The organism is Streptomyces sp. CB02980, from assembly GCF_014451325.2.
GTDB lineage: Bacteria > Actinomycetota > Actinomycetes > Streptomycetales > Streptomycetaceae > Streptomyces.
Map to the genome: position 1 here is coordinate 735,638 of NZ_JACSCH020000002.1, position 12,141 is coordinate 747,778.

The 12,141-nt window shown below is 73.5% G+C and carries 9 protein-coding genes, 1 tRNA gene and 2 pseudogenes; 7 read left to right on the forward strand and 5 right to left on the reverse strand.

Annotated features, from left to right (window positions below):
* Positions 1–33: 33 nt before the first annotated feature.
* On the reverse strand, positions 34–768 hold the full coding sequence (locus tag E0F75_RS06725) for a DUF317 domain-containing protein (protein WP_187621538.1): 735 nt from the start codon (positions 766–768) through the stop codon (positions 34–36).
* Between the two features lie 178 nt (positions 769–946).
* Between E0F75_RS06725 and E0F75_RS06730 the strand changes: the two genes are divergently transcribed.
* A complete protein-coding gene (locus E0F75_RS06730) occupies positions 947–1,240 on the forward strand; it encodes an AlpA family transcriptional regulator (protein WP_229312544.1) in 294 nt (97 codons plus the stop codon).
* Entirely contained in the window at positions 1,240–2,457 is a 1,218-nt protein-coding gene (locus tag E0F75_RS06735) for a site-specific integrase (RefSeq protein WP_187621539.1), read from the forward strand. Before E0F75_RS06730 ends, E0F75_RS06735 begins: the two co-directional genes overlap by 1 nt.
* Positions 2,458–2,556: 99 nt before the next feature.
* Here the strand turns inward: E0F75_RS06735 and E0F75_RS06740 are convergent.
* Positions 2,557–2,630, reverse strand: a tRNA-Pro gene (locus E0F75_RS06740).
* 53 nt (positions 2,631–2,683) lie between these two features.
* Positions 2,684–5,482: an AAA family ATPase gene (locus E0F75_RS06745; RefSeq protein WP_187621540.1), complete on the reverse strand. Its 2,799-nt coding sequence runs from the start codon at positions 5,480–5,482 to the stop codon at positions 2,684–2,686.
* A gap of 160 nt (positions 5,483–5,642) precedes the next feature.
* Here E0F75_RS06745 and E0F75_RS06750 point away from each other — a divergent pair.
* A pseudogene (locus tag E0F75_RS06750) lies at positions 5,643–6,119 on the forward strand (DUF309 domain-containing protein); the annotation flags it as partial.
* 246 nt (positions 6,120–6,365) lie between these two features.
* Here E0F75_RS06750 and E0F75_RS06755 read toward each other — a convergent pair.
* Together E0F75_RS06755 and E0F75_RS06760 are read right to left on the reverse strand one after the other, a co-directional pair.
* On the reverse strand, positions 6,366–6,782 hold the full coding sequence (locus E0F75_RS06755) for a DUF488 domain-containing protein (protein ID WP_187621541.1): 417 nt from the start codon (positions 6,780–6,782) through the stop codon (positions 6,366–6,368).
* Between the two features lie 29 nt (positions 6,783–6,811).
* Positions 6,812–7,480, reverse strand: coding sequence for a TetR/AcrR family transcriptional regulator (locus E0F75_RS06760; RefSeq protein WP_229312546.1), 669 nt, complete (start codon positions 7,478–7,480; stop codon positions 6,812–6,814).
* A 201-nt stretch (positions 7,481–7,681) separates the two neighbouring features.
* On the opposite strand from E0F75_RS06760, the gene E0F75_RS06765 reads away from it, so the two are divergent.
* The 4 genes and pseudogenes from E0F75_RS06765 (at position 7,682) to E0F75_RS06780 (ending at position 11,865) form a co-directional block, all read left to right on the forward strand.
* On the forward strand, positions 7,682–8,497 hold the full coding sequence (locus E0F75_RS06765; RefSeq protein WP_187621607.1) for a phosphatase PAP2 family protein: 816 nt from the start codon (positions 7,682–7,684) through the stop codon (positions 8,495–8,497).
* Positions 8,494–9,519: pseudogene (locus E0F75_RS06770) on the forward strand (DMT family transporter); the annotation flags it as partial. The gene E0F75_RS06765 and the pseudogene E0F75_RS06770, both read left to right, overlap by 4 nt.
* A 442-nt stretch (positions 9,520–9,961) precedes the next feature.
* Complete coding sequence (locus E0F75_RS06775) at positions 9,962–10,969, forward strand: SPFH domain-containing protein (RefSeq protein WP_187621543.1); 1,008 nt, start codon at positions 9,962–9,964, stop codon at positions 10,967–10,969.
* The gene (locus tag E0F75_RS06780; RefSeq protein WP_187621544.1) at positions 10,966–11,865 is read left to right on the forward strand and encodes an NAD(+)/NADH kinase; all 900 of its coding nucleotides are present in this window, start codon (positions 10,966–10,968) and stop codon (positions 11,863–11,865) included. Before E0F75_RS06775 ends, E0F75_RS06780 begins: the two co-directional genes overlap by 4 nt.
* The last annotated feature ends 276 nt before the right edge of the window (positions 11,866–12,141 follow it).

Here is a 12,141-nt window from a genome sequence, read left to right on the forward strand (position 1 = left end):
CCTTGATGGATGGGCGGGTCGGGAAGTGGTGGCTCAGCGGACTCGGCTCGTCGGCGGGCGTGTGGCCGTGGTCCACCGGGGGACGCTGCGCGTGGTGAGTGCCGGTGCGCGGTGAGCGGCAGCGGCTCGTTTCAGGTCGAGCGGGGTGGGTGCCGGGGACCTGGGCGGCACCGCTGGGGTGAGCTGGGCGTGCTCGGGCAGCGAGGACAGCATGCTGTCCTTCCAGCGCGGTACGGGCGACGGGTCGGAGACGCTGTCGGTGACGGCCCTGACGAGCGCGATCGGCGTATGCGTGGACGCTGTGGCGTACCAGCGGGCATAGCTCGTCTTGGGGCCACCCCACAGATACCAGCGCGCCTCCAGGGTGGTGAGTTCCTTCTCGGCGTCGAGTTCGCCGGTGGTGTACTCGATGCCGGCCAGACCGTCGGGGGACTGGAGTGCGAGGACGCCCCAGCATGGGTGTTGGATCTTCCAGCCGCGCTGGATCAGCGGCACCATGGGCTGGAACGCGTCGAGTTCCTCGTTCTCGGGGTGGGGAAGGGCCAGGTACGTGTGCGGGCCAGCTGTGTACGCCTTGGCCAGGGCGGTGGTGAAGGCGGCGACGAACTCCGTGGGCGCCATGTCGTTGAAACACACACCCCAGACGGGCGGACCAAATCTGTCGCGGTACGCGCTGATGCGCCACAGCCCGTCGTCCTCCCCCTCGGGCAGGAAGCCGAGCCGGACCTTGCGGTCGGGCTCCAAGGACGATTGATTGCCCTCGCCCATCCACGGAGCACCTTCGGATGACCTCGGTAAGAAGTTCGAACCGACGGGCTCACCCTCGCCCCACGGTTCGTTCTCCCTTCGCGAACTGTGCCGTCCGTCTCTGGACTCTTACACGAATCCGTTTAGTGTTCCGTCCCCCGGAGACCATTCGCCCTTGCCCCACGAGCCCACATCCCCTATGGACTTCGCCGCACCGAACGCCGACATGGAGGCCGCCGCGCACCCCACGCTCCAGTACCAAAGTGACCCGACTGACAACCGTCCGCCCCTCCTCGCCAGTGCCTGGTACTCGACCAAGGACCTCGCCACTCACCTACGCGTCGACACCTCGACTCTGCGTCGATGGCGAACCGCTCAGCCGCCCCAGGGCCCGCCGTTCGTCTCCATCTCGGAGCGTGTCGTCATGTACAGCGCGATCGACATAGAGGAATGGCTGCACAGCCGCCGCATCACCCCTCGCCGGGCGGCTTGATGGCCCATATAGAAACCGTTCCTGTCGGCGTACGCCTCTCCACGGACGTCGAATACAGGCCCAATAGAGCCAACCCGTACCGCGCCCGCGTCCGCTGGTTCGACCCCACGACTAAGCGCCGGAAGTCCGTGTCCGAGGGAAAGGACAGCGAAGAAGAAGCACAGGCGTGGATCCAAACCATCATCGAGGCAGCGGAGGCCGGCCTCGCCCCATCGGTGGCCACCATGAAGCTCGCCGACTACGGCGAAACGAACATGGAACTCGCCCTACGCGGTCTGGAATTGAAGACGCGCGACCCCTACCTCTCAGGATGGCGTGTACGCGTAGTGCCGGCCCTCGGGCATCTGCCGGTCCGGATGATCACCAACGGTGCCATCGACCGCACCGTGCAGAACTGGATCGCTGACGAGCACGGTCGCTCGACCGTCAAGAACACCATCGCCGTCCTGGTCCGTGTCATGGAGCAGGCGGTCCGGGACGGCATCATCAAGGTCAACCCGGCCCGCGTGACGGGCTGGCAGAAGCTCTACAAGCAGGCCGAGGACGAGCTCCTCGACCCGCGAGCCCTGGCCCTCCCCGGCTGGGAGGCGCTCGTCGAGCTGGCCGACGCACTCGTGGCCGCCTCCCACGGCGAGTACCGGGGCTGGGGCGAGGTCGTCCTCTTCGCCGCATGTACCGCTGCGCGCATCGGTGAGGTCTCCGGCTGCCGGGCCGGTGACATCGACACCACCAACTGGATCTGGACCGTCCGGCGCCAGACCACTCCCGCTCCCGGCGGCCTCGTCGACAAGGGGACGAAGGGCAAGCGGGCCCGCCAGGTGCCCATCATCGAGGAGATTCGCCCCCTCGTCGCCCAGCGCATTCTGGCTGCCGGCCCCGATCCGGACGCCCGCATGTTCACCGGCCCCCGAGGCGGCCGCATCTCCACCGCGGTCCTGCGCGACGCGACGCACTGGGACGACGTCGTCCTGAAGCTCGGCTACGAGCACCAGCGCCGCCACGATCTCCGCCACACCGGACTCACCTGGTTCGCCGACGCCGGGGTCCAGGTGCACGTCCTCCGCAAGATCGCGGGCCACGGTTCGCTCACCACCACCCAGCGATACCTGCACCCCGACGTGCACAAGATCACCGCCGCTGGCGCCGCCCTCTCGGCCCACCTCAGTGTGCTCCGCGCGCCCCGGTCCCTGCCGAGCGCGATTGTGGTCGCGCGCTGACGCGGTCAAGGCGAGTTGGTCCCCAACCGGTCCCCGAAAACGAGTCAGAGGCCGTTTCAGATTGCTCTGAAACGGCCTCTGACCTGCGACTCTTTCGAGTCGGGACGACAGGATTTGAACCTGCGACCCCTTGACCCCCAGTCAAGTGCGCTACCAAGCTGCGCCACGTCCCGATGCGCGTCTCTTCGGGGTTTCCCCCTCGTCGGCGTGCAGGGAAAACATTACCTCACTCCGGAGGGTGGGTTGACGCACGGGCTGTCACCGCGCCGCAGGTGGTGGCCAGGGACGTTGCTTCGGCGAGGGTGGTGGCCGAGCCCGTCGCGTGGGCGAGGTCCAGGCGCGCTCGGGACTCCTCGTAGCGGGAGGGGGACGCCGCCAGGTGTGCGACGGCGCGGGTGAGGAGGCGGCGGGACTCGGCCGGGGTGGCGAAGAGGGCCAGGCAGCGGAGCGCTTCGCCGCGAACGGTGGGAGTGCCGAGGCGTTCGGCGTGGGCGTGGGCCTCGGTGGCGATGCGGGCCGCGCGGTCCGGGTCCGTCGCGGCGAGGGCACGGGCGAGGTCGAAGGGCCAGGGGGCCCAGATGCCGTGGTGGCGGCCGCGGACGGTCAGCGCCTCGGCCGCCGCCTCCAGCGTGTGGACCGCCTCCTCGCGCCGGCCTTCGGCCAGCAGGAGGCGGCCGAGGACGCTCGGGCCGTCGGGCAGCACGATCGCGCCCGGCCAGGGCGGGCCGAAGGCGTAGCGGTCGGCGACGTCCCGGGCCTCGGCGGTACGGCCCCGGGCGAGCAGGGTGTCGACGAGGAGGCAGGCCGTGTCCCAGTGGACGGGGAGCCCGCTGCCCACCCGGTCGGCGCGGCGGAGGCCCTCCTCCAGGTGGTGCTGCGCCCTGGGCAGGTCTCCGCGCCGCCGGTGGGCCAGGCCCAGGAGGGTGTGGGCGAAGGCCAGGTGGGCGCCGCTCCAGCCGGAGATCTCGAAAGCACGCACCGCCTCGGCGAACAGCGCCTCAGCCCGGTCGGGACGGTCGGCGAACGCGTACGCGATGCCCGTGAGCGCCGGGATCTCGAAACCCCAGGTGGTGTCGGTCCAGGCGAGGCCCCGGGCAGGTGCGCCGTCGACGAGGGCGCTGTCGCAGAGTCGTACGACCTCGGCAGCCGGTTCGCCCCTGAGCATCGCGTCGAAGGCCCGGACCGCGAGCAGGGCCCGTTCCGCGTTGTCCGCGCCGGTGAAGTCCGCGGTGAGCTCGGCGAGGCGACGCGAGCGGCCGGGCCCGTCCTCCTCGGCGGCCTGGAACCCCTCGTACATGAAGTGCGCCGCCTGGAGGCGCCGTCGGCCGGTGCCGGGTGGGGTGCGGACCGCCTCGGCCGCGACGGTCCTCGCCGCCTCCCCGAGCTGGTTGCTGTGTGCGAGTACCTGGGCGAGCCGGTAGGTGGCGTCGACGCGGAGGGCGTCGTCCAGGCCGGGCAGGTCGAGCGCCGAGCGGAGGTGCCGGACCGTGGCGGCCGGCGCGGTGAGCAGCGACGCGCAGCCGAGTTCGTACAGGACGGTGGCGTACGTGTCCGGGCCCGGCGGCTCGGCGAGGGCCCGCTCCAGGCTGCGGCGGGCCGCGTCGGGGGCCCCGACGGCCAGGTGCTCGACGGCGGCGGCCCGCAGTCGGCGGACGACGTCCTCGTCGTCCGCCGGATGCACGTCGAGGAGGTGTCGGGAGGCGGCGGCCGGACCGTGGCCCGCCTCGGCCAGCGCCCGCGCGGCGCGCCCGTGCAGGGCGGTCCGTGTCGCTGCCGGCACCGATACGTACACGGCCGTCGCGATCAGGGGATGCGTGAACTCCAGCGGGCTCGTCGGGGTGGGCGGCGCCGGTGTCGGGGTGGTCGGCGTGGGGGTGGTGCGTGTGGCGGTGGTCGGTACTCCCTTCGGACTCGCTGCCGTCACGATCCTCGCTCGACGGAGGCAGTCCGTGTGCGCCGCCACCTCGCTCCGCCCCATCCCCGTGAGCGCTCCCAGGAGCTGCGGCGTGCTGTCCGTGCCGAGCACGGCGATCGCCCACGCCAGACGCGTCGGGCCGGCGCCGAGTGCCTCGAGACGGGCCACGAGGCCCCCACCGCGCGCCCCCGCTCCCAGCTCGCGGAGGAGGACGGCGGATTCGGCCACGGGCTCGACCTTCCCCTCGCGGGCCTTCGCGAGCAGTTCGACCGTCTCGTACGGGTTCCCCGACGTCACCGTCCACAGTTCGTGGCAGAACGGTTCGTCCGCGTGCCGGCCGAGCGCGTCACGGGCCAGTACGGCGGTGGCCTCGGGCGTGAGTGACTCCAGGCTCAGGGTCAGGACCGCGCGGTCGCCCAGCGCCGCGAGGGTGGCGGGTACGCCGGGCTCGGGAGGCTCGGGCGACAGCGGACGGTGCGCGAAAACGACCAGAACGGGGAGGCCCCCGTCCTGTCGGGTCCGGGTGTAGGCGTCGAGCCAGGCCAGTGACTCCGCGTCGGCCCACTGGGCGTCGTCGACCAGCAGCACCGGCGGCCGGTCCCTCAGCCGCTCGGCCAGGCCGTCCAGAAGCCGGACGAGCCCGCCCCGTACGCCCTGCGGGTCGGCGGGTGCGGCCGGGGGCGGAGGCGGCGGTGCGAGACCCAGCGCGGGGGCGACACGGTCGAAATCGTCGACGTGGTCGAGCTGGCCGGGGAGCAGACCGTGGACCGTCTCCTCGCCCCGACCGTCCAGGGCCGCCAGGGCGGGTCGGAGCAGTTGGCGCGTGACATGGAACGGGACCGAGGTGTGTGTCTCGTCGCCTCGGGCTGTCAGGACGGTGCACCGGTCCCGGGCGTTGCGGCCGATCTCGGCGAGGAGCGCGGTCTTGCCCATGCCCGGTTCTCCCCGGTAGACGAGGACGCCCCCGCCGTACGCGGGTTCCGCGACGAGGCCGTCGACCGCGTGGGCGGCCGCGGCGAGTTCCGGGCCGCGTTCGAGGAGGAGGCACCCTCGCGCCGGGTCCGCATCGGGTTTCGTACGCTCCGCGCCGACCCACGAAAGCGCTTCCAACGACCTTGCGTGCAACGGCTGTTCAGGATCCGACGGCACCGGTGACTCACTCTCCCCACAAGAGCTGCTGCCATGACCGGCCCGCGCGACCCACGCGGCCGGTGTGCGGTGGACCGTCGAGCCTAGCGGGCCCGATCGCCCCGGGGGCGACAATGGACGGGTGAACCGGACAGCGAGTGACCGTGGCAGGGATCGCGACGAGGAGGGGCGGGCTCGTAGCGCGCGTCCCCGCGACGGGCTCGGCCGTCCGCTGCCGTACGGCGCCGAGGGCGTGCCCCGGCAGCCCGAGGGTGTCGTCCGCACTCCCGAGGAGACCCTGCGCGAGGCGCAGCGGCTGCTGGACGCCGGGATGCCCTTCCACGCGCACGAGGTCTTCGAGGACGCCTGGAAGTCCGGCCCCGAGTCGGAGCGCGACCTGTGGCAGGGCCTCGCGCAGCTCGCCGTGGGCCTGACGCACGCCGCCCGCGGCAACACGGCGGGCGGGGCACGGCTGCTGCGCCGCGGCGCCGACCGCCTCGCGGGCGGGCCGGGGAGCGCGGAGGCCGCGGCCGTGTACGGCATCGATGCCGGCGGACTCGCGGCGTGGGCACGGGAGTTGGCCGACCGCGCCTCCGGAGACGGAGAGGCCGAAGGAGCGGACGCGGACGGAGGGGCCGGTGCGGGCGGAGAGGCCGGTGCGGGCCGAGGGGCCAGTGCGGGCCGAGAAGCCGGTGCGGGCGGAGAGGCCGGTGCGGGCCGAGGGGCCAGTGCGGGCCGAGAAGCCGGTGCGGGCGGAGAGGGCAGTGCGGGCGGAGAGGCCGGTGCGGCCGGATCCGCCCGCCCGGCCGTCGTCGTCGACGCCGCCTCCGAGGCGCCCCGGCTGCGGCTGGACCGGGCCTGAGGGTTACGCCCCCGCCCCCGGGTCCAGCTCCCGCAGCAGGACCGACGTGTGGCTCACCGAGGGGTCCTTGGCCGCCGTCAGGAGGGTGATCGTCTCCTTCGCCGCGAGGCTCCTCAGGCGGTCGAGGGCCGCTGCCGCGTCGGGGGCCTCGAGTTCGGCCTCGTAGCGCCTGCGGAACTCCTCGTACTCACCCTCGGTTCCGTGGTACCAGTGGCGGAGTTCCGTGGACGGCGTGAGCGCTTTCGGCCATTCGTCGATGTGGGCGTCGGTCTTGGCGAGTCCGCGCGGCCAGAGCCGGTCGACGAGGACCCGTACGCCGTCGTCCGGCGAGGGGGTCTCGTAGATCCGGCGGACGCGGACTCGGGGGGCGGACCGGGCGGGCCGATGGGGCTCTGCGGGCTGTGTGGGCTCTGCGGGCATGGTTCCAGCCTGACAAACCGGCCCGCGACTCACCCCTCGACGCGCAGTGCCGGAAGGAGGACGGCGTCGACGAAGGTCCGCATGGTCGAGACGTCCGTGAAGCGGTCCTCGAAGAGCCGCTCGATGCGGAGCATGCCCAGGAAGCAGGGGGCGACGAAGCCGATCGCGGGATTGTCGGCGGCGACCTCGCCCCGCTCGACCGCGCGCGCCACGACCGCGTCGATGGCCGCGACCTCGGGGGCGATGACGGTCTCGCGGAGTGCGGCGCGCAGGTCGGGGTGCTGGATGAAGGCCTGGGCGACGGCCTCCATGAGTTCGGCGTCGCGCTCGCGGTGGGAGGCGGCGATCCGGCCCGCCTCGCGCAGGTCACCCACGAGGGTGCCGGTGTCGATGCCGGTGAAGACGGTGCAGCGGCGCTGGGCGAGCGCGGCCGTGACGAGCTGCGGCTTCGTGCCCCACTGCCGGTAGAGGGTGGCCTTGCCGCACTTGGTGCGGGCCGCGACGCCCTCCATGGTCACCGAGTCGTATCCGCCCTCACGCAGGAGGCAGAGCACGGCGTCGTACAGCTCCGTCTCGCGCTCCGGCGTGATCTTGCTGCGGCGGGCGGCCGCGGTGGCGGCTTCCGTGGACGCCGACCCCGACGCGGACGCTGATGTGGTCGCTGACGCGGCCGTGGACGCGGACGTGGACGTGGACATCGATCCCTCCCGGACACCTCTGTCTCTGCACATACGAGAGTAGGGGGTGCACAATCGAGACGCAAACGTATCGAGACGCTTGCGTCTCGATGAAATCGGATCTAGGCTCACTCCGTTTGTTGGCGATTTGAGTGATTAGAGGGCCGCGCGATGGCTGCCGGGATACGCGGGATACGAGGACCACGTCCTGCCGGATCGGGGCTGACGCCTACCCCCGTCCCCTCCGGGCTCGACGAGCACGGGAGCGGCGAGGGGGACGGCGGCGAGTCCGCCAGACCGCCCCTCCTGCGCGAGCTCGCGCTCGTCACCGCGCTCTTCCTCGTCTACAAGTTCGGCCGGCTCTTCGCCAACGGCCACGAGTCCCGCGCCTTCCGGAACGCCGACCGCGTCTGGGACGCCGAGCGCGCGGTCCACCTGCCGGGCGAGGGAACGATCCAGCAGCTGCTCCTGCACGGCGAACCGCTGATCCGGGCCGCGAACACGTACTACGCGGCCGTGCACTTCCCGGCCACCCTCGCCTTCCTCGTCTGGCTGTATCTGCGCCGCCCCGCCCACTACGTGTGGTCGCGCCGCGTCCTCGCGCTCGTCACCGGCGCCGCGCTCGCCCTGCACCTCCTGATGCCGCTCGCGCCGCCGCGGATGCTCGCCGCGAGCGGGCTCGTCGACACCGCACGGGTCTACGGCCCCTCGGTGTACGGAGCGACGCCGGAGACCGACTCGATGGCCAACCAGTTCGCGGCCATGCCCTCGCTGCACTTCGGCTGGGCCCTGATGGTCGCGATCGGACTGATCGCCGCCACCCGGTCCCGCCTGCGGGTCCTGTGGCTGCTGCACCCGCTGTTCACCCTGCTCGTCATCGTCGGCACCGCCAACCACTACTGGTTCGACGCGCTCGCCGCCGCCGCGCTGCTCGGTCTCGCCCTGCTCGCCGTCCGCGCCCCCGGCCGCCGGACGGCGCCCCCACCCGTGCCGCGTCAGGTCGGTACGACGCCTCTGCCGGTCGGAGCCCTCCGATGAACCCCGCCACCGGCACCGTCGTCGCGGTGCTCCTCTCGCTCGTCTCCGCCGGCGGATACGCGTTCGCCGCCGTCGCCCAGTCCCGGCTCGCCGCCGCCTCCCCCGTCCAGGACGGACGCGGGGCGCTGCGCGCCCTGCTCGCCCGCGGGCAGTGGTGGTCGGCGGTCGGGCTCAACGCCGCCGGAGCCCTCGCCCATGTGGCCGCCCTGCACTACGGGCCGCTGACGCTGGTCCAGCCGCTCGGCGCGCTGACCCTGGTGGCGGCGCTGCCGCTCGGCGCGTACGCGGCGCGGCGCCGGGTGACCCGCACCGAGTGGCGCGGGGCGCTGTGGACCCTGGCCGGTCTCGTCGGGCTGGTCGCGGTGACCGGTCCCACCGAGCCCGGCGAGGCCCTCAGCCTGCGCGAGTCCCTGGTCGTCGCCGCGACGACGGCGCTCCTCATCGTCGCGCTCGCCTCGGGCCGGCACCCGGCCAAGGGGCACGCGCCTCGCGGGCTCGGGCACGCCACGGCCTCCGGGATCGCCTCGGGCGTCGCCTCCGCGCTCACCCAGACGCTGACGGCCGCGTTCGCGCTCGAACTGCCGGGCGGCACGCCGGCCTGGTGGCAGACCGCGCTCCTCGCGGTGCTGATCTCGGGCTTCGCGACGGGCGGCCTCCTGCTCTCCCAGGCCGCCTACCGGGGCGGCCTCGCGGCACCGCTCGCCGTGGTCAACCTCTCCAACCCGGCGGCCGCCGCGATCATCGGCGTGGCACTGCTCGGCGAGACGTTCCGCGCGGGCGCGTGGGGCTGGCTGGTCGCGGCCGGCGCCTCCCTGGTCGCGGCGCGGGGCGTGGTGCTGCTGACCAAGGGTGACTCCCCGGAAGCGGCTCCGGCCGCACACCCCGAGGTGGTGGCAGTGGCGATGCCCGAGGCCATGGCGATGCCGACACCCGAGACGGTGGCGGTGTCGGTGCCCGAGACGGTGGCGGTGTCGATGCCCGAGACGGTGGTGCCGATGCCCGAGGCCGTGGCGACGCCGGCGCCCGAGGTGGTGGCGGTGTCGGCGCCCGAGGCCGTGGCGCTGCCCGACCCCATCACGTCGCGCCGGCCCACGACGCCGCCCGACCCCACGACGCCGTCCGGGCCCCGGAACCCGGGCTCCACGCGCACGCGTACGCCCGCCCGGTGGACCATCCTCCGGTCGGTGCCCACACCCCGCTCGGCCCACGACCTCTCCGCCCGCCGTTCGGCCCGACCCGATCCGGCCACACCCCTGCCGACCACACCCCAGCCGACCGCACCCCAGCTCGACCTGCCCGATCTGGCCGGGCCTGGCGCCGAGCCGGCGCACGCGCCGGCGGCGGGCTGAGGCCCGTCACACGTCGAGCAACTCTCCCCTCAACAGCGAACGACCTTGAATTCGTCATCTTGACGACAACCCGGAAACCCCACTATCGTCAACATGACGACAAGGGGGATTCTTCATGGCCGACATCACCCGGCGGGCCGGCTGGCGCCATCTGCGCTCCGCGCCCACCGCGCACATCCGCCACCAGCGCCGCGGCAAGCTCGTGCACGACGGCGAGGGACTGAGCTTCTGGTTCCGCCCGCTCACCGCGGCCCTCTCCGAGGTCCCGGTCAACGACCGCGAACTGGCCATGGCCTTCCACGCCAGGACCGCCGACTTCCAGGACGTCAGCGTCCAGTCCACCGTCACGTACCGGATCGGCGACCCGGCGGCCGCCGCCACCCGGCTCGACTTCTCCATCGACCCCGACACGGGCGCGTGGCGCGGCACTCCGCTGGAGCAGATCGCCACCCTCCTCACCGAGACCGCCCAGCAGCACGCCCTCGACGTCCTCGCCCGCACCGCGCTGGCCGAGGCGCTCGTCGACGGCGTGGCGGCGGTACGGGACCGCGTCACGGCCGGACTCGCGGCCGAGCCCCGCCTTCCGTCCACCGGCATCGAGGTCGTCGCCGTCCGGGTGGTCGCGATCCGCCCCGAACCCGAGGTCGAGCGCGCCCTGCGCACCCCCGCCCGCGAGCAGATCCAGCAGGAGGCCGACCGGGCCACGTACGAGCGCCGCGCGGTCGCCGTCGAACGCGAGCGCGCCATCGCGGAGAACGAACTGGCGAGCAAGATCGAGCTGGCCCGCCAGGAGGAGCGGCTCGTCGAGCAGCACGGCACCAACGCCCGCCGCGAGGCCGAGGAGAACGCCGCAGCCGACGCCGTACGGGCCGAGGCCGAGGCCGTACGGAAGGTCCGCCTCGCGCGGGCCGAGGCGGAGGCGGCGCGCGAGGTCGGGCAGGCGCGCGCCGGAGCGCAGTCCGCGTGGCTGCGGGCGCACGCCGAGGTCGAACCCGCCACTCTGCACGCGCTCGCCGTGTCCCGCGCCGCCGAGAACCTGCCCCGGATCGAGCACCTGACGCTCTCGCCCGACGTCCTGACGGGGCTGCTCGCCAAGCTCGGCGAGGGCGGGGCCCGGCCGTGAGCCTCGCGCCGCGCGCGGTGCTCGTGCACCGGACCACGGAGTACGAGGAGCTGCTCGCCCGGCACGGTACGCACGGCCAGGCCGCGTTCTTCCTCTCCGCGCGCGGCCGCTCGGTCGACGCCGTGCGCGAGCGGCACGAGCGCACCCACCGGGCGCTGGCCGAGGTGGCGGCCGCCGTGCCCCTGTCCTGGCGGCAGACCAGGGTGGAGCGCGCCGATCTGGACCGGTTCCTGTTCGGGCCCGAGGACGTGGTCGTGGTGGTGGGGCAGGACGGTCTGGTCGCCAACGCGGCGAAGTACCTCACCGGGCAGCCCGTCATCGGGATCGACGCCGACCCGGGGCGCAATCCGGGCGTCCTGGTCCGCCACCGGGCGGACCGGGCACGGCGCCTGCTGCCGTACGCGGCGGGGGCCGGGGCGACGGTCGACGAGCTGACGATGGTGGAGGCCGTCACCGACGACGCGCAGCGGCTCCTGGCGCTGAACGAGATCTACGTCGGGCCGCGCGGCCATCAGACCGCCCGGTACACCCTGGATCTCGACGCGACGAAGCTGCCGCCGGAGGCCCAGGCCTCGTCGGGGGTGCTCGTCGGCACGGGTACGGGGGCCACGGGCTGGCTGCGGTCGCTGTGGGAGCAGCGCTCCAGCGCGCTCGCGCTGCCCGCGCCGGCGGATGCCCGGCTCGCCTGGTTCGTCCGCGAGGCGTGGCCGTCCCCGACCACCGGAACGAGCCGGGTCGAGGGCCTCCTCGACCCGGGTCAGGGGCTGCGCCTCACCGTCGAGTCGGACCGGCTGGTGGTGTTCGGCGACGGCGTCGAGTCGGACGCGCTGGAGCTGACATGGGGCCAGACCGTGCGCCTCACGGTCGCGGGGCCGCGCCTCCGTCTCGTCCACTGACGGCGGGATCCGGGCCCACGGCGGCGCACGGCCGGGCCGCCGCCGAGCCGCCGAGGGCCGCGGCCGGGCCGCGGCCGGAATCGATCGGCCGTGGGCGGGGGCGGTCGCGCGGGGCGCTATGCTCGGCGCGCTTTGCCCGGTTTCCGCAGGGGTTCTGTCCGCGTTTCACCCAGTTCCCCAGTTCCCCAGGTGTACAGGTCCCCGTGCCCCGTCCCCAAGTCCCGCTTCCCCGGGTCCCGTCCCCTGGTCCCGGTTCCCCGGTCTCCCGATCGAGTA

Excerpts from the sequence above, each read along its gene's own strand:
- E0F75_RS06735 (WP_187621539.1), top strand. The coding sequence starts at position 1,240 with ATGGCCCATATAGAAACCGTTCCTGTCGGCGTACGCCTCTCCACGGAC.
- E0F75_RS06730 (WP_229312544.1), top strand. The coding sequence starts at position 947 with ATGGACTTCGCCGCACCGAACGCCGACATGGAGGCCGCCGCGCACCCC.
- E0F75_RS06760 (WP_229312546.1), bottom strand. The coding sequence starts at position 7,480 with ATGTCCACGTCCACGTCCGCGTCCACGGCCGCGTCAGCGACCACATCA.
- E0F75_RS06775 (WP_187621543.1), top strand. The coding sequence starts at position 9,962 with ATGGCCGACATCACCCGGCGGGCCGGCTGGCGCCATCTGCGCTCCGCG.
- E0F75_RS06725 (WP_187621538.1), bottom strand. The coding sequence starts at position 768 with ATGGGCGAGGGCAATCAATCGTCCTTGGAGCCCGACCGCAAGGTCCGG.
- E0F75_RS06755 (WP_187621541.1), bottom strand. The coding sequence starts at position 6,782 with ATGCCCGCAGAGCCCACACAGCCCGCAGAGCCCCATCGGCCCGCCCGG.